Source organism: Shewanella sp. FJAT-51649 (assembly GCF_019457435.1).
GTDB classification, from domain to species: Bacteria; Pseudomonadota; Gammaproteobacteria; order Enterobacterales; family Shewanellaceae; genus Shewanella; species Shewanella mangrovisoli.
Genome location: NZ_CP080411.1, coordinates 1,622,272 through 1,644,673, shown reverse-complemented (window position 1 = coordinate 1,644,673; position 22,402 = coordinate 1,622,272). Strand labels below are relative to the sequence as shown.

Below are 22,402 nucleotides of genomic sequence, written 5' to 3'. Positions count from 1 at the left end.
ATAAAAAAAGCAGCCACCGTGGTGACTGCTCTTATGATACTTTTTCTACACTAACAACAGCACACTTTATCCAAGTTTAGCTTTGTTTTCAGCAGCTTCACAAGCAGCGGCGGTAAAAATCACGTCCGTAGAGCTATTCAGTGCGGTTTCGGCCGCATCTTGGATAACCCCGATAATAAAGCCAACGGCAACCACTTGCATGGCCACATCATTAGAAATACCAAACAGGCTACAGGCCAGTGGGATAAGCAGTAATGAACCACCGGCAACACCCGATGCACCACAGGCCGAAATCGCCGCCACGACACTCAGCAGTAACGCCGTTAATAAATCCACCTGAATCCCTAAGGTATGCGCCGCGGCTAAGGTCAGCACGGTAATGGTAATCGCCGCGCCGCCCATGTTGATGGTTGCACCTAACGGAATAGAGACAGAATAAGTGTCTTCATGCAGCTTTAACTTTTCACACAGCGCCATATTCACTGGAATGTTCGCTGCGCTAGAACGGGTGAAAAATGCAGTTACACCACTTTCACGCAGACAACGGATCACTAAAGGATAGGGATTACGTTTAATTTTCACGTAAACAATCAGTGGGTTCACAATCAAAGCTATGATAGCCATCGCGCCGAGTAACACGGCTAATAGCTTGGCGTAACCCGCAATGGCGGCAAAACCGGTTTCGGCAAAGGTCGCTGCCACCAGACCAAAGATACCGATAGGTGCTAAACGAATGATAAAACGCACCATTTGTGAAATACCATGGCTCACATCGGCAAACACTTGCTTGGTCGAATCACTCGCATGGTGCAGAGCTAAACCTAAACCCACACCCCAAGCCAAAATGCCAATGTAGTTGCCCGTCATTAACGCATTGACTGGGTTATCAACCAGTTTAAAGAGTAAGGTATTGATGACTTCGCCAATGCCCTGCGGCGGACTGGTGCCCTCAACGCCAGCGACCAACACTAAATTGGTTGGGAACATCATACTTAACACCACGGCGGTTAACGCTGCGGCGAAAGTGCCAAATAAGTACAGCACCACAATCGGGCGCATATTGGTTTGAGTATTTTTCTTTTGATTGGCGATGGAAGACGCCACTAGGATAAACACCAGAATAGGTGCGATGGCTTTTAATGCACCTACGAAGAGACTTCCTAAAAACGCGACTTGCTTTGCGGCTTCATGTGAAAAACTGGCTAGACTCACACCAGCGATGATCCCCACGAGAATTTGCAGCACCAAACTGCCATTAGCCAACTTGGCTAACAAAGACGATTCTTGTTTCATTACTTAACCTATCGTTATTATATTTCGGCTGAGTTTCCCCACCCCACACCTTCAAAATCGAGGCCAATAAGGTTTTTATAGGATGTGATCGAACTTGTCTAGCTTTGCAGGGAAATAAGCCGATTAAATTACCCTGCCCCTGCAAAACCCTTACAAAAATCCAACATGGGACCTAATTCGCCCGCGTAGCCGCTAAATCGGCGCCCCGCAACATTGCTTCCACCAGCTCATGGGCATCAAACTTTGTCAGCGCCTCATTTGCCCCAACTTGGTGGGCTTGGCTGACGCTTATCTCGCTCGAAAGTGAGGTATGCAGAATGATATAAGCTTTGGCGAGAAGAGGATTGTCACGCACTTCAAACGCCAGCTCATAACCATCGAGTCCAGGCATTTCAATATCGCTGACTAGAATATCGATGGGATGATGCTCGGCGGCGGCCTGCTCCATAATCGAGAGAGCCTCTTTACCGTCTGGGGTCACAAAATAAGGAATGTTAATGCTATCAAGCGCATCGGAAAGTTGTTTGCGTGCAACCTTAGAATCATCCACCAACAAAATACGCATGGGTTTTAACTTCTCGCGCTGCACGTCAGTTAAAATAGCGCGATTGGCCTCGGGCGCATCGGGGAAGACTTTCGACAACAACAACTCAACGTCGAGTAACTGCACCAGCTGATTATCGTAACGCGTCACTCCGGTTAAAAAGGCATTACGGCCTAAATTAGCCGATGGCGCTTCAATATCGCGCCAATTGCACTCGATAATTTTATCAATCGCACGCACCAAAAAGCCGATAATCATCCGCTGACAATCGGTAATGATGATATAGCAATGTTGGCGCTCTTCATCGGTGATGGGGCGATAACCAATCGCTGCCGCCATATCTACCACGGGAATGGTATGGCCGCGAATCGTTGCGGCTCCCATGATCGTCGGATGAGATTGAGGAATTTTACTCAGCGGAGTGTAAGGCACTAACTCACGGATTTTAAGCGTGCCCAGAGCAAAGACCTGTGTTTGCGACAACCGAAACAGTAATAGCCCCTGGGATTGACTTGCCTTGCTTTTCATAAACCTAAATTCTCATTAACTATTCTGTTTTTATCATAACGGTTCACAAAATGAGTTGCGATAGCTAAAACCGCTATTTAGTCACCTTAGCTTATAACTGTGACTCTATTGGCAATAGCCCGAGGAAGTCAGCTACAAAGATACGCCAAAATCCGGCGTCTGGCTCACTGTCGTAGCGCTGCTGCGCCCCATCGTCCCACCAGACGAGATCGCCATCCTCCAAGGCGAGTCGATAGGTATTCGTCGCGAGCTTTTCTTCAATATTATGGCTGACATGGCCACTCAATTGCGGCTGAGAGATCAACAGTCCAAGCTCGGTATTCACCGCCGCAGAACGGGGGTCAAAGTTAAATGAGCCCACAAATATTTGATTATTATCAAATACAAACGATTTGGCGTGCAGGCTGCTTTTTGAGCTGCCATGCCAGCTGTGTGAGCGTTCCCCCGCCTGTGCTTTCACCTCGTAGATTTCGACGCCCGCGGCCAACAAGGTTTTTCGATATTGCTTATATCCCGCATGCACCGCCAGCACATCGGTCGCTGCCAGACTATTAGTTATGACTCGTACCCGCTTACCCGACTGCGCCAAGAGTGTGAGCAAATCGGTTCCCGATTGCGTCGGCACAAAATAAGGCGAAATAATGAGTAACTCGGACTCCACCTGCGTCAGGTAAGGTAATAACTGGCTGAGCAACCAAGTGGATTTATCGCCCTGCTGCAATTTATCGGGCGGGTCAACCAGCACTAAGGCTTTGCCCCAAAACCAAGTCATGCTATCGCTCTGCAAATTTGCCAATAATTGGCTTTCGGCTAAGCGCTTCACATATTCGCTGGACTTGGACTGTTCACGCTGCTCACTCACCCGCTGCGCCAGCGCCTCAAGCTCCGCCTGCGTGGGATTATGATCACTTAAGACTTCAATCGGATGGGTCGTGTCGGCATTCCAATATCGATCAAATTCATCGGACACCTTAGGCACAGCATCGCCCATGGCTAACAGGTCAAAGTCACCAAATTCGAGGTCACGATTCGCCGCAAAATACTCATCACCAATATTACGTCCACCGACAATAGTCATCACATTGTCCACGGTGAATGATTTATTATGCATCCTGTGATTTAACCGACTAAAACCAAACAACATGGCAAGGCCGCGGTAATTGCGCTCTGTGCTTGGGTTAAACAACCGAATATTGATGTTAGGGTGGCGCGCGAGGGCAATTAGCTGCTCGTCCATGTCGGCACTGGTCATATCATCCAGCAATAAACGCACTCGCACCCCGCGGTCCGCGGCATCCAATAAAAACCACGTCAGCAAGCGGCCGGTTTCATCATTACGATAAATATAATATTGCAGATCGATACTGCTGACGGCGGACTCAATCAGCAACAAGCGAGCGACGAAGGCATCGACTCCATCACCAAGGGGAAACACCCCAGTTTGCTCTGGATGCTGCGCGATAGCAGTTTTTACCGCCTGATACAGGGTGGAGTTTTCGGCTAAGGGATAGGCTGTTTCAATTGATTTTGCGGGTAATTCTGCCATTGAGCTACAACCGTTAATCAACAGGAGCAAAAGCCCCCAAAAGGGAAGCGAGAGACGAAATACCATTTGTTTGACGGGATAACTCTTGCGTTTTTGCCCTATCTCCTTGGCAAGATACTGAGCGATTGTGTTGGCGAAGGTGGCGCCACAATTGCGCAATGATATCCCTAATATCGTCACTAAATGGTATTCCTTATTTTATGAATTCAGATGGTTATTCCTGTAACGCATAGAGCACATCGAAGGCAAACTGATCCCAACCTTCGGCAGTAAACGCAATATCGCGAATGCTGCGCACTTGGCTAACGGCATGCAAAGGCGCGGCGCCATTGACCATCAAGTAATAGGCCATGATAAGCCCAGTACGGTCTTTGCCCGAGCGGCAATGGATTAACACGGGCAAATTATCGGCCTCACACTGCTGAATAAACGCCAGCGCACGCGGTAACTGGGCAACACATATAGCAACATCCCCTTCCTGCGGCGGGACATTACGGGAGAAAGGAATGCATTCATAACGCAGTCCATGGTGCTTAAAACTGCCCGGCTCACAGCCCTCTCCGCCATTCACTGATAACACGGCACGGATCCCAGAGTCCTTAAGCTCGGCTAAATCCCAAGGATCCTTATTGGGGCCACTTCGACCCGCTATCTTGCCTTCAACTAACCAAAATAGATGCTGCATACTGCTCCCACAAACCAGATGCGAAGGGACATGAGATGCACTAAGCATAACTCACGTCCAAGGAATTAAGATTTTTTACCCCAAAATTCAAGGTTCGCCGCGGGTAACTGTTTACGCTTTTTCTTGCCTGTGCCTTCGGGTTTAGCCTGCGGTTTTTCCTGCGCTAACACTTCGAGTGGCATTTCGGCATTCGCTTCAAATCCGGGGATTTGTTCACGTACCAGTTTGATTTTGTTTTTCTTTTCAATTACGCCGAAGTGATGATATTCCTCATGGGAAATCAAGGTCACCGCCAAACCCGACTCTCCCGCGCGGCCGCTACGACCAATACGGTGCATATAGTCAGCTGGACTTCTTGGCAAATCGAAGTTAATCACCACTGGGAGTTTATCAATATCAATACCGCGGGCTGCGATATCGGTCGCAATCAACACACTGATTTCACCACTTTTAAAACCATCGAGTACCCGAGTTCGCGCACCTTGCGCCTTATCGCCATGGAAGACTTCGGCACTGATCCCACGTTTAGACAGCTTCTGTGCGAGGTGATTACAGGTGTTTTTAGCGCTGACAAAAATAAGCGCCTGCGACCACTGATGCTGTTTAATCAAGTGTGCTAACAACGCCGTTTTTTGTTCACGGTTGACTGTGATAACGCGCTGCTCAATGGTACTTTCTTGCTCACTTTGTAGATGATATTCAAGCGGTTGATGTAACAAGGTAGCCGTAAGTGCACGCACTTCTTCAGGGAATGTTGCCGAATACAATAAGGTTTGTTTCTTGGCGGGCAACGCCTCAAGCACTTGATTTAATTCATCAGTAAACCCAAGGCTTAACATGCGGTCCGCTTCATCCAGCACTAAGGCTGAGACGCGATTGAGCTTAAGCGCATTGCTGGCTAATAAATCCAATAAACGGCCAGGTGTTGCCACCAGCACATCGGCCCCCGCGCGTAAGCTTTGCATTTGCAGATTGACAGACACACCGCCGAATGCCGCGACTATCTTAAGTTGGCCATTGAAGTGAGAGGCATAGGATAAAAAGCTATCGGCAACTTGCTGTGCTAATTCGCGGGTTGGCACCAGTACCAAACAACGCACTTGGCCTGCCGACTTTTCCGCAGTCTTCGTCTCAAACAGGCGCTGTAGTAACGGCACGGCAAAGGCGGCCGTTTTGCCTGAGCCCGTATTCGCCCCCGCTAATACGTCCCGTCCACTGAGCACGGCCGGAATAGTCGCCGCTTGTATGGGCGTAGGCGTCACATAGGTCAGCTCAGAGAGTCGATCACACAGGGGCGCAATAATGCCAAGTTCGGCAAAGCTGGCAACGGAGGAAGAAGCTTGGGTCATAAAAAATTACATGGCTCATCAATAACAAATATGACCGCTATTCTAACGTAAAATGCGCTCCCTTGCTTGTCGATTCCAGCATTAACAGCTGTTGTTTCATCGTTAGTCCATAGGCATAACCGGTTAATTGGCCATTTTTACCAATGATACGGTGACAGGGCACAATAATCGCGATGGGATTGGCGCCATTGGCGGCACCTACCGCCCTGACAGCTTTGGGTCTGTCGATACGCTGGGCGATATCGCCATAACTGCAACTCTGCCCATAACCGACCTGCACCAGCGCCTGCCACACCTGCTGCTGAAATTCGGTTCCCTTGGGCGCTAAGCTCAAGTGGAACTGGGTTAGCTCACCGCGAAAATAATCCTGTAGCTGCGCCTTTGCCAGCTCAATATGGCTTTTGGCCCGCGCGAGTTCGACATCAGTTGCAGCCTTCAGCGGGATCTCCGTTCGGCTCGACCCAACGACCGTTAAGTGGCTCAATCCGTAGGCATTGGCATTGAGTTGTAGTATGCCGACAGGGGTACTTAAGGTATCGACAACGCAGGGCTGATAATCTTTGGCCGTTGGCGCGCTAATCAGTTGGGATAAATTCGGGCTCATAATGGTTCTCGTAAACAACTTTAGTACAGTGTTTTCGTACTGTGTTTCCAATAGTTAATAATGGCTCTCATATGGAGCCTCGTCACTAGTTCCTAGTCACTGGAACAATAACGAATGGCCTAAAATGCCTTATGCATTGGACCACAACTGGAAGGTCAAATAACTTCCCCAAGGGGCGATATCCGCACTCACCCGCTGTGCTAGCGTTGTATAATCCAGCTGTTTTACCACTTCAACATTCACGCCTTTTTGCGCGGCAACACTGGCTAACAATTGTTTTTTAACGATTAAATCCGTGTGCAAGAAGATATTCGGATCGCCAAGTCCACGTAATTTGGCGTAGGCAATGGTCCAAGGGCCTATGCCTTTTACCCCAATCCACTCATCGACTGAGGCTTCGGGCTGCTCACAGATAAACGCCGCAAGCGCATTGAGCGCCAGTTTGCGCGCACCGGGCATTTTAAGCTCATCGAGACTCGCTTCACGAATCGCCTGCGGCGTGGGGAAAAGGCGATATTCCCGCCCATTTAAACTAAAGCGTTCGCCATAGGCTTCGACCAATATATTCAGTAATTTAGTCGCCTGCACTACGCTCACCTGCTGACCTAAGACGGCTCGGCAACCCGCCTCAAACACCGCGCCTGCGCCAGGGATCCTAAGCCCGGATTTGCTACTGAGTTTTAGATCGGTCAAGTGCTGAAGGTTGTGTTCAATCTGCTGCATATCGGCATCGAGATCTAAAATGCGCCGCACTTGGGTGATGAGCTTTTGTAGGCCGGATAAGGGCGAGTCAGGCGTTAACGTCAGCGTGATTTTAAAGCGATGCAAAGGTGCCTCATGGACGATATGCACCACTGCGCGAATATCCTCAATTTGCAGGGTGCGGCCATACTCAAGTGGTATATTTGGGTCAATCGCCTCATGGGAGTGAGGGGTTACACTCTCACTAAACCATTCCATGCCTGCGACGGCGCGCAGGCGATAAAAGGCTAATTGCGCCGACCAATCGAGCGGCGGTCGATAATACTGATACAGACTCAAGCTGTGTGCTGGCATCTCCTGCGAACAAGCGAGTTCGGCACACTCCCCATCGTCTACTTTAATAGTCGATTTCTGGCTGGATTTTCGTAATTGTGTGGGCGTTAATTGCAGCGCCTGCTGAAACGCCTCGTTAAAACGGCGAATACTGTTAAAGCCTGCGGCAAGGGCGACCTGAGTGATGGGCAACTGCGTCTGATGCAACAACTGCTTTGCGAACAATAACTGACGATAGAGGGCAAATTGTTTAGGTGAAGTGCCAAATCCTGCAGTAAATAACTTATTTAAATAACGGCTGCTGATCCCCAGTTTGTCCGCCAAGGCCTCGACCGTTAATCCGTGCTCGCCAGATAAGGCGCCAGCTTCAATCAAACCTATCGCTCTGTCTAAGGTTGTGTTAGTACCTTTCCACGGATTAGAGCCTGGGGCACTGTCTGGGCGGCAACGCAGACAAGGCCTCAGCCCCGCCTGCGCAGCTTTAATGGCCGAGTCAAAATAACGCACATTTTCTTCTTTAGGTGCAACGGCTGGGCACACTGTTCGGCAATAGATCCCCGTACTTAACACCCCCACAAAGAACTTACCGTCAAAACGTGGATCGCGGCTCATGCGCGCTTCACGGCAAATCCCGGCGGATATTTGGCAATCCTGCGCGTCGCTTGATGCCAGCTCGTATGGCGGTTTTGGGGCTGAGTTTTGGCTCACGGCTGTCTGCTTCATTTGGCTATCCGACACTCTTATTCACAATTTTGTACTTGTCGGTTACTGTACGTCACCCTATGCTAGCACACTCGCGGAAAACGGAACTGGATCATCGCGTGCTTTTAAAGTGCAAGATCCTATATGCTAGACACCTCGACGTTTTCCCCATCCACTTTTCTCAATAAAATAGAGTCAATTCATGTTTAAACGATTTGAATCTTGGGTTGAAGCCCTGCCCGATGGTGAACCAACCAAGCCGCCCACAGGGGTGTATGCGTTCTGCCGGCATTACACTAAGGGCTATGAATTACCGCTTATCTTAATGTCGGTGCTGACGGCATTAATCGCCATGCTCGAAGTCTCGCTCTTTGGCTTTATGGGGCAATTAGTCGATTGGTTAGTGAAAAAAAGCCCTGAGACACTCTTTCAAGATGAAGGCTCGACGCTGTTATTAATGGGGCTGATGGTCCTAGTGGTGATGCCATTATTAGTGCTATTTCATGCGCTGATCATGCATCAAACCTTGCTGGGTAATTATCCCATGTCGATTCGTTGGCTTGCGCACCGCTATCTGCTCAAGCAAAGCGTGTCCTTCTATCAAAATGATTTTGCCGGCCGCATTGCCACTAAAGTGATGCAAACTTCCCTTGCGGTCCGTGAAACCGTCATGAAACTGCTCGATGTGCTGGTATACATTTTAGTATATTTCACCTCCATGCTGGTGATGGTGGCCAGCGCCGATGTGCGTCTGGTGATCCCCATGCTGATCTGGCTGGCGCTCTATATCGGTTTACAGTGGTATTTTGTGCCTAGGCTGAAAACGGTTTCGACCGAACAGGCCGATGCGCGCTCGACGATGACGGGACGCATTGTTGACAGTTACACCAATATCACCACGGTGAAACTCTTCGCCCATACGGATAAAGAGGCCGAGTATGCCAAGGCGAGTATGCGCAGTTTCCTCGACACTGTGTACCGCCAAATGCGCCTCGTTACGGGGATTAGTGTTAGTGTGCAAGTGATTAACTATATGCTCGCCTTCAGCATTGCCGCTGTGTCTATCCTGCTCTGGAGTGACAATGCCATTTCTGTTGGAGCGATTGCGATTGCCGTGAGTTTAGCGCTGCGTCTCAATGGCATGTCGCAATGGATCATGTGGGAAATCAGTTCGTTATTTGAAAATATCGGCACTGTGACCGATGGGATGAATACTCTTTCGAAAACGACACTTATCCAAGATTCGCCCAATGCCAACACTTTAGTGGTTGAGCAAGGACGTATCGATTTTAATCAGGTGAGTTTCCATTACGGCGAAGAAACTGGTGTTATTGAAGATCTGAACCTTAATATCAAAGCGGGCGAAAAAGTCGGTCTCGTTGGCCGCTCGGGCGCGGGTAAGTCCACGCTAGTGAACCTGTTGATGCGTTTTTACGATGTTGAGAAAGGCCAAATTTGTATCGATGGTCAAGATATTAAAGCGGTCAAGCAGGACTCACTGCGCTCACAGATTGGCATGGTGACTCAAGATACGTCTCTACTGCATCGCACGATTCGGGAGAATATTCTTTACGGTAATCCTGATGCGAGCGAAACCCAGCTCGAGCATGCAATAAAACAGGCCCAGGCCCATGATTTTATTAATGAACTGACCGATCCTAATGGCAACCATGGCTTAGATGCACAAGTGGGTGAACGTGGGGTTAAGCTCTCCGGCGGACAGAGACAGCGTATCGCGATTGCTCGGGTACTATTGAAAAATGCGCCGATTTTACTGCTCGATGAGGCGACTTCTGCCTTGGACTCCGAAGTGGAAGCTGCGATTCAGGAAAGCTTGTACGAACTAATGCAAGGAAAGACTGTGATCGCGATTGCCCATAGATTGTCCACTATCGCCGCGATGGACAGATTAATCGTGCTCGATCAAGGTCGTATCGTCGAGCAAGGCACCCATCAAGAGTTAATTGCCGCGGGCGGTATCTATGCCCAGCTTTGGGCGCATCAAACTGGTGGCTTCCTCGGGATTGAGTAGCTTTGCGTTTCTTAAGCGCACCACCTTTCACTTTGATTTGAAAAATCATTGAGTTTAGATGTAAAAGGCGACCTCGAGTCGCCTTTTTATTTGGCTTTATTATTAGTCTTATTGTTTGTTTTATTGGCTGGGTGGTACAGTCACAAAGAGTTTGTTGCCAGCACTTATCCTCAACAATATCCGCATCCTCAAAATATCCACAAACAAGGCCCTTTAACTATGGTGATCTACTGAGAGCGGACGCCGTTTGCTCTCATCTAGGTACTGCGATTTGATAAGAGGTAATACCGCAGAAAATACTAACTCCCCTACCGCAACCCAAAACAAATAAACTGATACGATCTCAATAGAATAGGCTTATAGCTTATGGCTTATGGCTTATGGCTTATGGCTTATGGCTTATGGCTTATGGCTTATGGCTTATGGCTTATGGCTTATGGCTTATGGCTTATGGCTTATGGCTTATGGCTTATGGCTTATGGCTTATGGCTTATGGCTTATGGCTTATGGCTTATGGCTTATGGCTTATGGCTTATGGCTTATGGCTTATGGCTTATGGCTTATGGCTTATGGCTTATGGCTTATGGCTTATGGCTTATGGCTTATGGCTTATGGCTTATGGCTTATGGCTTATGGCTTATGGCTTATGGCAGGATAACGAATTTTAGATACAAAAAAACCACCTAAAGGTGGCTTATTGTTCTCAACTAACATTAGCGATTAATTTTAGTTGTGGTGGTATCCCCTAGGGGATTCGAACCCCTGTTACCGCCGTGAAAGGGCGGTGTCCTAGGCCTCTAGACGAAGGGGACACAAGGACTTATGTTTTTCCTCATAACTGAGGTCTTGCTAGTTATCTCACAAATCACTCGATAGTCATTTGTGAGAGCACCCTATCTTTAAGGGATAGAGTGGTATCCCCTAGGGGATTCGAACCCCTGTTACCGCCGTGAAAGGGCGGTGTCCTAGGCCTCTAGACGAAGGGGACACAAGGACTGATTTTTAGCCTCATCACTGAGGTCTTGCTAGTTATCTCACAAATCACTCGCTAGTCATTTGTGAGAGCACCCTATCTTTAATGGATAGGGTGGTATCCCCTAGGGGATTCGAACCCCTGTTACCGCCGTGAAAGGGCGGTGTCCTAGGCCTCTAGACGAAGGGGACACAAGGACTGATGTTTTTCCTCATCACTGAGGTCTTGCCAGTTATCTCACAAATCACTCGCTAGTCATTTGTGAGAGCACCCTATCTTTAAGGGATAGAGTGGTATCCCCTAGGGGATTCGAACCCCTGTTACCGCCGTGAAAGGGCGGTGTCCTAGGCCTCTAGACGAAGGGGACACAAGGACTGATGTTTAGCCTCATCACTGAGGTCTTGCTAGTTATCTCACAAATCACTCGTTAGTCATTTGTGATAGCACCCTATCTTTAAGGGATAGAGTGGTATCCCCTAGGGGATTCGAACCCCTGTTACCGCCGTGAAAGGGCGGTGTCCTAGGCCTCTAGACGAAGGGGACACAAGGACTGATGTTTAGCCTCATCACTGAGGTCTTGCTAGTTATCTCACAAATCACTCGTTAGTCATTTGTGATAGCACCCTATCTTTAAGGGATAGAGTGGTATCCCCTAGGGGATTCGAACCCCTGTTACCGCCGTGAAAGGGCGGTGTCCTAGGCCTCTAGACGAAGGGGACACAAGGACATATTAATTTGAAAACTATTAATGACTAACAGTGCTCTCGCTTAATACGGCGAATTTGGTGGAGCTAGACGGGATCGAACCGTCGACCTCTTGCATGCCATGCAAGCGCTCTCCCAGCTGAGCTATAGCCCCAAATTCTTTCGACATACTGATATTCAGTATATATCGCAGAAACTGGATTTGTTCTTACCAAACGACTCGTTAGTCATTTGCTAGGAACCCTATGTGATAAACATAGTGGTATCCCCTAGGGGATTCGAACCCCTGTTACCGCCGTGAAAGGGCGGTGTCCTAGGCCTCTAGACGAAGGGGACACAAGGACATATTAATTTGACTCGCATTATTACTAACGCTCATCTCGCTTAATATCGGCGGTAAGTTTGGTGGAGCTAGACGGGATCGAACCGTCGACCTCTTGCATGCCATGCAAGCGCTCTCCCAGCTGAGCTATAGCCCCAAACTTATCAAGCTGTATTTAAGTGCACTACAAGCATTCGCTCGTCTGTGTCTCAACTACGGGGCGCATTCTATGCAGCGCACCTAAATGTGTCAACTCGTTTTTTAGGAATTTATTCTATCTGCTACAAATTCAATCGCTTTGGATATTCTTTGCTCAGAACGCGCCTTTCCTATTAAGAATAAGGTGATATCTAAGCCAGGAGACTGCCCTGCACCTGTCACAGCGACACGTAATGGCATACCTACTTTACCCATACCGACTTCTAATTCAGTCGCGGTGGCTTCAATCGCTTGGTGGATAGCTTCAACAGTCCACTCAGTTAATGCAGCCAGTTTTTGTTGCACTAATTGCAATGGCTCAAGCGCGACACCACGTAAGTGCTTTTTCGCTTGCTCAGCATCGAACTCTGCGAAGTCTTCATAGAAGTAGCGGCTAGAAGCGGCTAACTCTTTTAAGGTCTTAGCGCGTTCAGCCAGAGCCGTCACTACCGCAGATAACGCAGGGCCATTTGAGGTATCGATCTTTTGATCGTCCATATGCCATTGTAAGTGCGACGCCACATATTCAGGATCGAGCGTCTTAATATAGTGTTGGTTTAACCAAACCAGTTTTTCAGTATTAAAGGCAGAAGGCGCTTTGTTGATGTCGTCTAACTTAAAGAGCTGCTTCATTTCTTCTAAAGAGAACACTTCTTGATCGCCATGTGACCAACCTAAGCGAACTAAGTAGTTAAGCAGTGCTTCAGGCAGATAACCATCATCACGGTATTGCATTACGCTTACCGCACCATGGCGCTTAGATAACTTGGCACCATCGTCACCTAGAATCATCGACACGTGGGCATATTCAGGAATAGGTGCGCCTAATGCTTTAAGGATGTTGATTTGACGTGGGGTGTTGTTGATATGGTCTTCACCACGCACCACACAGGTAATCCCCATATCCCAATCGTCAACAACCACACAGAAGTTATAAGTCGGAACGCCATCGGTACGGGCAATGATCAGATCATCTAATGCATCGTTTGAGAATTCGATACGACCACGAACATGGTCATCAAACACCACTGAACCGCCGATGGGGTTTTTGAAACGCACAACAAAAGGCTCGTCAGTGTCACGCGCTGGCAAGTCACGGCAGCAACCATCGTATTTTTGGGCTTCGCCATTTGCCGCTTGAGCTTCTCTTAAAGCATCGATACGTTCACGCGAGCAATAACATTTATAAGCTGTGCCCTGCTCTAACATCTGCGCGATGATTTCGTTATAACGATCAAAACGCTTAGTTTGATAGTACGGGCCCTCATCCCACGTCAGACCTAACCAGTTCATGCCCTCTAAAATGGCATCACAGGCAGCCTGAGTTGAACGTTCAATATCCGTATCTTCGATACGTAAAACAAACTCACCATTATTGGCACGAGCTTGTAACCAAGAATAAAGAGCAGTACGGGCACCGCCCACGTGCAAAAAGCCTGTTGGGCTTGGGGCAAAACGCGTCTTAGTTGTCATAATGGGACACTAACCTATATAAAGTCGTCTAGATAAAGACATTCACGGTAAAAAGTGGGCTTATTCTAGCAGCCTAAGTCTGCGCTGCAAATGGCACTTAGTGCAGGTATTGCAGATCCCCTCAAAGTATCAGCCCAAAGGTGAGCGCTTTAGATGGCTCTGATAAAGATGAGAATCCAGCGCCCCATATCCGAAAACAAACACTCGAAAACCCAAGCCATGTCATCGAAACTAAATAAAGGATACGCATCTCTATTTAGAAACATGCCATCGAGATTTAGCAAAATAGATGAAGAGAATGGCGCAGTGCCCTACTCCTTAATCATTTAAGCCGTATAAGAGAACACTTTTCAGCCTAAAAAAGCCGCAAACCCTCAAAAATGAACGCTTAATGATGCGATAGGCTGACTTATTGGCAAGATGAGCGCAAAAGCCTGAAAAGAAAATACCGACGAAATTGTCCAATAAAGTAACACTTTGAATGATGACGTGATTAACATTAAGTCAATCCGAGCAAAAATAGCGCGACCAATGCTTTTTTCATTAAAAAGCGTTGACACTCGATCGAACCTCCCTATAATACGGCTCCACACAGCAGAGGTCGCTTAGCTCAGCTGGGAGAGCACCTCCCTTACAAGGAGGGGGTCACTGGTTCGATCCCAGTAGCGACCACCATGTGTTAAATGCAAATTTAATCATGGTATACAAGTTGTTATATGCCCGGGTCGCTTAGCTCAGCCGGGAGAGCACCTCCCTTACAAGGAGGGGGTCACTGGTTCGATCCCAGTAGCGACCACCATATACTTCTCATTCACTGTGTCGTCATTCTCCGGTCGCTTAGCTCAGCCGGGAGAGCACCTCCCTTACAAGGAGGGGGTCACTGGTTCGATCCCAGTAGCGACCACCATATTTTTAGAATGACATTAAAATTTGTATTGAAAGAATTCCGGTCGCTTAGCTCAGCCGGGAGAGCACCTCCCTTACAAGGAGGGGGTCACTGGTTCGATCCCAGTAGCGACCACCATAATTCTTCAGTACTGATTTACCCCGGGTCGCTTAGCTCAGCCGGGAGAGCACCTCCCTTACAAGGAGGGGGTCACTGGTTCGATCCCAGTAGCGACCACCATATTCTGCAGTATTGATTTACCCCGGGTCGCTTAGCTCAGCCGGGAGAGCACCTCCCTTACAAGGAGGGGGTCACTGGTTCGATCCCAGTAGCGACCACCATATTCCCCCAAAAACTTTACCCCTAGCTCAACTCAACTATGCTTGATCTTAATCAGCATCTGCTTAACTGAGTCTGTTACCCAGTATTCAATCCGATTAAACGCTGCTGATTGTTGCCTTAGGCATATTCGGAGATCAGCACTATGGCCAGCGTCAGTCAATCTGCATCCCTCACCAATATTGCAGCGTATTTAAAACATACCCATGCCTGCGATGAACAAACCGCGCTGAGGGAAGCCCGTGAAGTTATGCACAATCTCGTCAGCATGCGCCAAAAAGGCTTTATTACTGGCTGGTACTTCGATGAACGCGGGCATTTGGAGTTACTTCCGAGTGATGAAATCCTTAAGCGAATTGGCGAAGAACACGGCTGACTGCCGCATTACTTCATCTTAGCCATCCCACCAATCCCCTACTCCATAGTCATTTTTCAGCCAGCTTTTGATCTAAAAGCAACTTATTTTGCTCAGTTAATCATCAAGCTAAAAACCTCTGCTCATACCCCACAAAATGCAGTTTGGGTGGATTTCCACCCATAGCCAAAATCAACGTGAGCGAGATCTCACCCACAAAACTAAAAGTGTGACAAACGTCAAATGAACTACACTTTATTAACCAAACACTTACAGAGTGCATCGTAAGTTGGCGTGGTATTTGCCTTTATTAAGACAGACCTCAGGGAAATCAAGGCTGTATTCCTACTCACACTTGGTAACAAACTAACCAAGGCTGAGGACAAATCCTAACAACAGAAAAAGGAACTCAAAAATGACATTGAATCAACAAATGGGTATCACACGTCCATTAAAAACCGTAGCTAAGATGCTGGCACTGGCCTCAGTGTTCGCGACCAGCTTTAACGTGTTTGCGGCGCCCGTTGAAATCAAGTTCTCCCACGTGGTTGCAGAAAATACGCCAAAGGGTCAAATGGCGTTGAAGTTTAAAGAACTCGTTGAGCAACGTTTACCTGGTGAATATACGGTCAGTGTATTCCCTAACTCACAGTTATTTGGGGATAACAACGAGTTAGCGGCACTGCTGTTAAACGATGTGCAATTTGTAGCGCCTTCTCTCTCAAAATTTGAACGTTATACCAAACGCCTACAGGTTTTCGACCTGCCATTCCTGTTCAATGACATGGATGCAGTAAACCGTTTCCAACAAGGTGAAGCAGGCCAAGCCCTGCTGAACTCAATGAGCCGCAAAGGGATTGTCGGTTTAGGTTATCTGCACAATGGTATGAAGCAGTTTTCTGCTAACACACCACTGAAACAACCTTCTGATGCTAAGGGCTTAAAATTCCGCGTGATGGCATCTGACGTATTAGCCGCCCAGTTTGATGCTGTGGGCGCTATCCCTGTGAAGAAACCATTCTCTGAAGTGTTTACCCTGCTGCAAACCCGTGCGATCGACGGTCAAGAAAACACTTGGTCTAACACCTATTCACAAAAATTCTATGAAGTTCAAAGCCAAATCACCGAAAGTAACCACGGCGTGCTGGACTACATGGTCGTAACCTCTGACGCCTTCTGGAAGAGCTTACCAGCGGATAAACGTAAAGTGATCAAAGAAGCCTTAGATGAATCTATCGCTTTAGGTAACAAGATCGCCGCTGAAAAAGATAACGAAGACAAGCAATTAATCCTTGATTCTAAACGTTCGCAACTGGTGACCTTAACGCCAGATGAGCGTCAAAAATGGATTGATGTAATGAAACCTGTTTGGGCGAAGTTTGAAGACCAAGTAGGTAAAGATGTGATTGAAGCCGCTGTTGCTGCAAATAAACAATAATGAAATAAACCGCTTAACCTCTATTTGGGGTTAAGCGGTATTTGAGCGAGGGGAGTACAGCTGTGATATCGCGAATTTTTGGTTACTTTGAAGAAGGGGTGCTCAACCTCTTAATCACCTTAATGACACTCTTAGTGTTCACTGAGGTAGTGGCGCGGTTTTTCTTCAATACCGGTTTTTTATGGATCCAAGAACTGACCTTAACCCTCTGTGGTTGGTTTGTGCTCTTTGGTATGTCCTATGGGGTGAAAGTCGGTGCTCACATCGGTGTTGATGCGTTTGTAAAAAATCTGCCCCCTAAGGCTAAAAAGATCACTTCCCTAGTGACGGCATTGATTTGCTTAGCTTATTGCGGACTATTTTTAAAAGGTAGCTGGGAATATCTGTCACAGATGTACCAAATCGGCGTACCGATGGAAGATATTCACTTTCCTAAGTTCCTGTTAAACAGCTTAGATCCCGACTTTGCTTGGAACACCTTAAAGATTGATGTCGAAGACGGCGCTGTGCCTATTTGGTTATCCCAAAGCATTCTATTGATTGGTTTTAGCATGTTGACTTGGCGTTTCTTAGAACTGTTTATCGCCATCCTGCGCAACCAAGTTTCTGGATTCCAATTTGCCGACGAAGCGAAAGAAAGCATGCATTTAATTGATGAAGGTGCTCAGCACGCACAACAAGAAACAGACAATAAGGAAGCGAAGTAATGGCCATTGCGACCCTCTTTACTGCCCTACTCGTCTGTATGTTTTTAGGTATGCCTATCGCGATTGCGTTAGGTTTCTCGAGCATGCTGACGATTTTATTCTTCTCCAACGATTCCCTCGCCTCAGTGGCGTTAAAACTTTATGAGTCATCGTCAGAGCACTATACCCTGCTGGCGATCCCATTCTTTATTCTGTCCTCAGCCTTCCTGTCAACCGGTGGGGTGGCGCGACGGATCATCGACTTTGCGATGGACAGTATCGGCCATATCCGTGGCGGTTTAGCCATGGCCTCAGTGATGGCCTGTATGTTATTTGCCGCGGTATCAGGTTCATCTCCAGCAACTGTGGCCGCCATTGGCTCGATTGTGATCGTCGGTATGGTGAAAGCAGGTTACCCCGAAAAGTTTGCCGCCGGTGTGATTACCACTTCTGGCACCCTAGGGATTTTGATCCCACCTTCAATCGTAATGCTAGTGTATGCGGCGGCGACGGAAGTCTCGGCTGCCAGAATGTTTATGGCGGGCTTAATCCCAGGTTTGATGATGGGCTTCCTGCTGATGATAGTGATTTATATCGTCGCCCGTTTTAAAAATCTGCCATCACGCCCCTTCCCTGGCTTTAAACAACTGGGGATTTCCAGTGCTAAAGCCTTAGGAGGTCTGGCGCTGATCATTATCGTGTTAGGTTCAATCTACGGCGGTGTGGCCAGCCCAACTGAAGCCTCTGCCGTAGCCTGTATGTATGCCTATTTCATTGCGGTATTTGGTTATCGCGATATTGGTCCATTGAAAAATGTCGCATGGCGTAACCCTAATGAGCCTATTCCCAGCGCCATTGTCCGTAACTTAGGCCATATGGCGCTCGGACTGATTAAAACCCCAATCGACAAAGAAATCCGCCATGTGGTGCGCGACGGGGCAAAGGTCAGCATCATGCTGCTGTTTATCATTGCCAACGCCATGCTATTCGCCCACGTGCTAACCACTGAGCGTATTCCCCATATCATTGCCGAACATATTGTGGGCATGGGCTTACCCGCGTGGGGCTTCTTAATCATTGTCAACTTACTGCTGTTAGCGGCGGGTAACTTTATGGAGCCATCGGCCATCGTGCTGATTATGGCGCCAATCCTGTTCCCAATTGCCACCCACTTAGGTATCGATCCTATCCACTTAGGCATCATCATGGTGGTAAACATGGAGATTGGTATGCTGACACCGCCGGTGGGGCTTAACCTCTTCGTGACAGCGGGGATCACAGGCCGCAGTATCGGCTGGGTGATCCAATCTGTACTACCTTGGTTAGCACTGATGTTGGCCTTCTTGGCGCTTATCACCTACGTGCCACAAATCTCCCTGTTCTTGCCAGAATTTCTGGATAAGCTCAACGGATATTAATCTCAAGGATTAAGGATTATTCCTTGATTCTAGATAGTTTTTAAGCGAGCCTACTCAGGCTCGCTTTGTTTTATTCAGTGTGGACAGGATTACCTGCTATGTTGCCCATGACGCCCAAGGCCAAACAACGTCTTTTAATGACCATAGTGCTACTTGCGGGCTTATTTGCCATCTTAAAATTGACCTATTGGGTGCACTTTCATCAGGGCAAAATTGAAATACAACAACAATCCGAGCGACAACTCAAAGAGCTGGTCAGCTTCTTAGATGGCGCCCTATCGCGCTACGAGAGTATCCCCCACGTACTTTCAACTAACCCTATGCTCGCCAATGTCTTAAACGATCAACAAAACCCCAAGAAGGTACAAGAGCTCAACCTATATTTGGAAGAAATTCAGCATGTGACTGAGGCATCCGATATCTATCTTATCGACGCCCTCGGCATTGCGATTGCCGCCAGCAACTGGCAGCAGCCTTTTTCGTTTATCGGCAAAGACTACTCCTTCAGACCCTATTACACCGATGCGATTTCGGGCAATTTAGGCCGCTACTATGCGGTGGGCACCAGTTCGGATAAACGTGGCTTTTACTTCTCTTACCCTATTTATCAGCAAGGCGCCAAAGGCATTCTGGGCGCCATTATTGTAAAAGTGGATATCGCCGATATCGAGCAGCAAAGCACCAGCATTGCGATGGCTGGCCAATATCAATTCTTAATCAGCGACCCCGACGATATTGTATTTATCTCCAGTGTCGATGAATGGCGCTTAGCCTCACTCACACCGCTGACTCAGGCCAAACAATATGCCTTAAATGCCTCAAAACGTTACGCGGAGCGGCCGATTGGTGAATTACTGATAAAGCCACAATATCAAGAAGATAGCCTAAGTAACGGCCATATCTACCAAATTCGCTCCGGCAACAGTCAGGCGCAATATATGGATACCCATCATTTGATGACCAAGGCGGGTTGGCGGGTGCATATTCTGGCGCCGATGAAACCCCTGCTCGAATCCATGCCCGCACTTATGCTGTTATCGGCCTCTATCTACTTGTTGCTCGCCTTAGGCTTACTCTTTAGTAGCGAGCGGCGCCGCAACTTGCAACGTATGCAACTCGCCCAGAGTTTACTGGAGCAAAGGGTGGAAGAGCGCACCCAAGATCTGCAACAGGCCAATGATCGCCTCAAGGACACTCAGGATGAACTTATTCAGGCGGCTAAGTTGACCGTGATAGGTAGCCTATCCGCCAGTATCAACCACGAGCTGAATCAGCCCTTGGCCGCACTGCGCAGTTATGCGCAAAATACCCAAACCTTCCTCGCTCGCAATATGCCGGATAAAGCCTCTGATAATCTTAAAATTATTATCGAGCTGACCGACCGATTAGCCGATATTGTCGGCCAATTTAAGAGTTTTACCCGTAAGAGCCAAGGCACGGATAGTGCGACCGATCTTAAGGGCTGTATCAAACAAGCCCTGACCATAGTCCAGCCCGAAATCGACAAGCAAGGGGTTGAGCTCGATGTGCTGTTGCCCGAAGGCCAATATCAGGTCTGGGGTGATAAAGTGCGATTGCAGCAAGTGTTTGTGAATATTATGAGCAACGCGATTGTCGCCATGCAGCAATCTTCAAAACGGACACTGAGTATTAGGGTAAACTGTGCGGACAAGTTCTGTATCAGTATTCAAGACTCAGGCCCAGGGGTGCGCGAGAGCCAAATGGAGAAGATTTTCGAGCCCTATTTCACCACCAGTGAGCGTACAGGGCTTGGCCTAGGTTTATCCATTTCCCAGCGCATTATCGAGTCTATGCAGGGGCAAATTAATGTTGCCAATGCCGAGGACGGCGGCGCGATTTTCCATATTATTTTACCGATTTATTTAGCCGAGGAACGTCAGTCATCATGAGTCTGCCCAATTCAATTCAAGACTATAGCGTACTGATCATCGACGATGAGCCCCATATTGGCACAGTGCTAGTCCAACTGTTTGAGCTGGAAGGCATTAAAGCCTTCGCCACTACCGATCCCAAAGGGATAGCCAAATTACTCGACAGGGACTGGGCGGGCGTGGTGATTTCCGATGTGAATATGCCGCAGCTCGATGGCATCAGCCTGATGCAGCAAATTCGTCAGCAAGATCCCGATTTACCCGTCGTGCTGCTCACCGGCTTTGGCGATATCGCCATGGCGGTCAATGCCTTAAAACAAGGGGCCTACGATTTTCTCGAAAAACCCTTTAACAACGAACACATGCTAGATGTGGTGAAACGCGCCTTAGATAAACGCAGCCTCACTCTAGAGAACCGTAAATTAAAGAAAGAGTTAGAAAGCCATAACGTGCCAGGGCCAAGAATATTAGGCCACAGTGTCGGCATTTTGCGCATGCGTCATATCATAGACCAAGTAATCGACACCCCCGCCGATGTGCTTATCGAAGGTGAAACGGGTACGGGTAAGGAATTGGTCGCCCGCTATCTGCACGACCACAGCAGTCGCAATCAAGCTAACTTTGTCGCCATTAACTGCGGCGCGATTCCCGAGAACTTGATTGAGAGCGAACTCTTTGGCGCCGAAGCCGGAGCCTTTACCGGTGTCGATAAACTGCGTATCGGTAAGTTTGAGTATGCCAACGGCGGCACACTCTTTTTAGATGAAATCGAAAGCACGCCACTGTCGTTACAGGTCAAACTGCTGCGGGTACTCGAAGATCGCAAGGTCGAGCGCTTAGGCTCCAATAAGAGCATTCATTTGGATATTCGGGTCATTGCCGCCACTAAAGTGGATTTAAAGTCCCTGTGCGACACCGGAGAGTTTCGCCAAGACCTGCTCTATCGCTTAAATCTGGTGACAGTGCCGATTCCGCCACTCAGGGATCGCCGAGAAGATATTCCCTTATTATTCTTACACTTTGCCCGTATGGCCTCAGCGCGTTACCACAAAGCGCTGATTGCCCTCAATGCCGAGCAGAATGCCATCCTCACCTCCCACGACTGGCCGGGTAATGTGCGCGAGCTGCGAAATCTGGCAGAACGTTATGTATTGCTCGGTGGTGAAGCGGCCTTCGCCGGCAGCTTAGGTAATGCACCGAGCCTGCATACCAGCATGTCGCTGTTGCAACGGGTCGAGTTTTTTGAGCGGGTATTGATAGAAGAGGCCTTAAGCCATAACAAGGGCAGCATTAAGCAAACCATGGAGCAACTCGAACTGCCCCGCAAAACCTTATACGACAAGATGCGTAAGTACGATTTAGACCGCAAACAATATATCAACGCTGACGAGTAGCCTGT

Annotated in this window: 16 protein-coding genes and 15 tRNA genes; 14 read left to right on the top strand and 17 right to left on the bottom strand. The window is 48.2% G+C overall.

Translation table 11 applies throughout. The annotated features are described in order from the left end of the window. Nucleotides 1-66 precede the first annotated feature (66 nt). The 7 genes from sstT to K0H59_RS07485 all read right to left on the bottom strand — a co-directional run bounded on the left by sstT (nucleotide 67) and on the right by K0H59_RS07485 (nucleotide 8,307). The gene (gene sstT / locus K0H59_RS07515) at nucleotides 67-1,293 is read right to left on the bottom strand and encodes a serine/threonine transporter SstT (RefSeq protein ID WP_011716493.1); all 1,227 of its coding nucleotides are present in this window, start codon (nucleotides 1,291-1,293) and stop codon (nucleotides 67-69) included. Nucleotides 1,294-1,465: 172 nt separating this feature from the next. Then, nucleotides 1,466-2,365 carry a chemotaxis protein CheV gene (locus K0H59_RS07510; RefSeq protein WP_220055119.1) on the bottom strand — a complete coding sequence of 300 codons (900 nt, stop codon included), beginning with the start codon at nucleotides 2,363-2,365 and terminating at the stop codon, nucleotides 1,466-1,468. A 91-nt stretch (nucleotides 2,366-2,456) separates the two neighbouring features. Further along, on the bottom strand, nucleotides 2,457-3,977 hold the full coding sequence (locus K0H59_RS07505) for a phospholipase D family protein (RefSeq protein WP_408733578.1): 1,521 nt from the start codon (nucleotides 3,975-3,977) through the stop codon (nucleotides 2,457-2,459). A gap of 148 nt (nucleotides 3,978-4,125) precedes the next feature. Then, nucleotides 4,126-4,596 carry a dual specificity protein phosphatase family protein gene (locus K0H59_RS07500; protein ID WP_220055117.1) on the bottom strand — a complete coding sequence of 157 codons (471 nt, stop codon included), beginning with the start codon at nucleotides 4,594-4,596 and terminating at the stop codon, nucleotides 4,126-4,128. 65 nt (nucleotides 4,597-4,661) lie between these two features. Beyond that, nucleotides 4,662-5,945 carry a DEAD/DEAH box helicase gene (locus K0H59_RS07495; RefSeq protein WP_220055116.1) on the bottom strand — a complete coding sequence of 428 codons (1,284 nt, stop codon included), beginning with the start codon at nucleotides 5,943-5,945 and terminating at the stop codon, nucleotides 4,662-4,664. Between the two features lie 37 nt (nucleotides 5,946-5,982). Further along, complete coding sequence (locus K0H59_RS07490; RefSeq protein ID WP_220055115.1) at nucleotides 5,983-6,549, bottom strand: methylated-DNA--[protein]-cysteine S-methyltransferase; 567 nt, start codon at nucleotides 6,547-6,549, stop codon at nucleotides 5,983-5,985. Nucleotides 6,550-6,678: 129 nt separating this feature from the next. Continuing rightward, complete coding sequence (locus K0H59_RS07485) at nucleotides 6,679-8,307, bottom strand: DNA-3-methyladenine glycosylase 2 family protein (RefSeq protein ID WP_220055114.1); 1,629 nt, start codon at nucleotides 8,305-8,307, stop codon at nucleotides 6,679-6,681. A gap of 181 nt (nucleotides 8,308-8,488) precedes the next feature. Here K0H59_RS07485 and K0H59_RS07480 point away from each other — a divergent pair, with 181 nt between their 5' ends. Further along, the gene (locus K0H59_RS07480; RefSeq protein WP_086904850.1) at nucleotides 8,489-10,318 is read left to right on the top strand and encodes an ABC transporter ATP-binding protein; all 1,830 of its coding nucleotides are present in this window, start codon (nucleotides 8,489-8,491) and stop codon (nucleotides 10,316-10,318) included. 366 nt (nucleotides 10,319-10,684) lie between these two features. Beyond that, complete coding sequence (locus tag K0H59_RS07475) at nucleotides 10,685-11,005, top strand: hypothetical protein (RefSeq protein ID WP_220055113.1); 321 nt, start codon at nucleotides 10,685-10,687, stop codon at nucleotides 11,003-11,005. 49 nt (nucleotides 11,006-11,054) lie between these two features. Here K0H59_RS07475 and K0H59_RS07470 read toward each other — a convergent pair. The 10 genes from K0H59_RS07470 to gltX all read right to left on the bottom strand — a co-directional run bounded on the left by K0H59_RS07470 (nucleotide 11,055) and on the right by gltX (nucleotide 13,989). Continuing rightward, a tRNA-Glu gene (locus K0H59_RS07470) sits at nucleotides 11,055-11,130 on the bottom strand. 100 nt (nucleotides 11,131-11,230) lie between these two features. Continuing rightward, nucleotides 11,231-11,306: transfer RNA gene (locus tag K0H59_RS07465), tRNA-Glu, on the bottom strand. Between the two features lie 100 nt (nucleotides 11,307-11,406). Further along, nucleotides 11,407-11,482: transfer RNA gene (locus tag K0H59_RS07460), tRNA-Glu, on the bottom strand. A gap of 100 nt (nucleotides 11,483-11,582) precedes the next feature. Continuing rightward, a tRNA-Glu gene (locus K0H59_RS07455) sits at nucleotides 11,583-11,658 on the bottom strand. Between the two features lie 100 nt (nucleotides 11,659-11,758). Then, a tRNA-Glu gene (locus K0H59_RS07450) sits at nucleotides 11,759-11,834 on the bottom strand. Between the two features lie 100 nt (nucleotides 11,835-11,934). Next, nucleotides 11,935-12,010, bottom strand: a tRNA-Glu gene (locus K0H59_RS07445). A gap of 64 nt (nucleotides 12,011-12,074) precedes the next feature. Then, a tRNA-Ala gene (locus tag K0H59_RS07440) sits at nucleotides 12,075-12,150 on the bottom strand. Between the two features lie 106 nt (nucleotides 12,151-12,256). Continuing rightward, a tRNA-Glu gene (locus tag K0H59_RS07435) sits at nucleotides 12,257-12,332 on the bottom strand. A gap of 67 nt (nucleotides 12,333-12,399) precedes the next feature. Further along, nucleotides 12,400-12,475, bottom strand: a tRNA-Ala gene (locus K0H59_RS07430). Between the two features lie 104 nt (nucleotides 12,476-12,579). Further along, nucleotides 12,580-13,989, bottom strand: a complete 1,410-nt coding sequence (gene gltX, locus K0H59_RS07425; protein ID WP_011625747.1) for a glutamate--tRNA ligase — start codon at nucleotides 13,987-13,989, stop codon at nucleotides 12,580-12,582. Nucleotides 13,990-14,588: 599 nt separating this feature from the next. Between gltX and K0H59_RS07420 the strand changes: the two genes are divergently transcribed. The 12 genes from K0H59_RS07420 (at nucleotide 14,589) to K0H59_RS07365 (ending at nucleotide 22,397) form a co-directional block, all read left to right on the top strand. Further along, nucleotides 14,589-14,664 (top strand) — tRNA-Val (locus tag K0H59_RS07420). Between the two features lie 48 nt (nucleotides 14,665-14,712). Next, nucleotides 14,713-14,788 (top strand) — tRNA-Val (locus K0H59_RS07415). A 32-nt stretch (nucleotides 14,789-14,820) separates the two neighbouring features. Continuing rightward, nucleotides 14,821-14,896, top strand: a tRNA-Val gene (locus K0H59_RS07410). Nucleotides 14,897-14,937: 41 nt separating this feature from the next. Next, a tRNA-Val gene (locus K0H59_RS07405) sits at nucleotides 14,938-15,013 on the top strand. 26 nt (nucleotides 15,014-15,039) lie between these two features. Further along, nucleotides 15,040-15,115, top strand: a tRNA-Val gene (locus K0H59_RS07400). A gap of 25 nt (nucleotides 15,116-15,140) precedes the next feature. Continuing rightward, nucleotides 15,141-15,216: transfer RNA gene (locus tag K0H59_RS07395), tRNA-Val, on the top strand. Nucleotides 15,217-15,359: 143 nt separating this feature from the next. After that, nucleotides 15,360-15,590: a hypothetical protein gene (locus K0H59_RS07390; protein WP_220055112.1), complete on the top strand. Its 231-nt coding sequence runs from the start codon at nucleotides 15,360-15,362 to the stop codon at nucleotides 15,588-15,590. Nucleotides 15,591-15,984: 394 nt separating this feature from the next. Continuing rightward, nucleotides 15,985-17,007 carry a TRAP transporter substrate-binding protein gene (locus K0H59_RS07385; protein WP_011716484.1) on the top strand — a complete coding sequence of 341 codons (1,023 nt, stop codon included), beginning with the start codon at nucleotides 15,985-15,987 and terminating at the stop codon, nucleotides 17,005-17,007. Between the two features lie 62 nt (nucleotides 17,008-17,069). Continuing rightward, nucleotides 17,070-17,714: a TRAP transporter small permease gene (locus tag K0H59_RS07380; protein ID WP_086904586.1), complete on the top strand. Its 645-nt coding sequence runs from the start codon at nucleotides 17,070-17,072 to the stop codon at nucleotides 17,712-17,714. Next, a complete protein-coding gene (locus tag K0H59_RS07375) occupies nucleotides 17,714-19,111 on the top strand; it encodes a TRAP transporter large permease (protein ID WP_011716482.1) in 1,398 nt (465 codons plus the stop codon). Before K0H59_RS07380 ends, K0H59_RS07375 begins: the two co-directional genes overlap by 1 nt. 98 nt (nucleotides 19,112-19,209) lie before the next feature. Beyond that, the gene (locus K0H59_RS07370) at nucleotides 19,210-21,021 is read left to right on the top strand and encodes an ATP-binding protein (protein ID WP_089068140.1); all 1,812 of its coding nucleotides are present in this window, start codon (nucleotides 19,210-19,212) and stop codon (nucleotides 21,019-21,021) included. Then, on the top strand, nucleotides 21,018-22,397 hold the full coding sequence (locus K0H59_RS07365) for a sigma-54 dependent transcriptional regulator (protein ID WP_011716480.1): 1,380 nt from the start codon (nucleotides 21,018-21,020) through the stop codon (nucleotides 22,395-22,397). Before K0H59_RS07370 ends, K0H59_RS07365 begins: the two co-directional genes overlap by 4 nt. Nucleotides 22,398-22,402 lie beyond the last annotated feature (5 nt).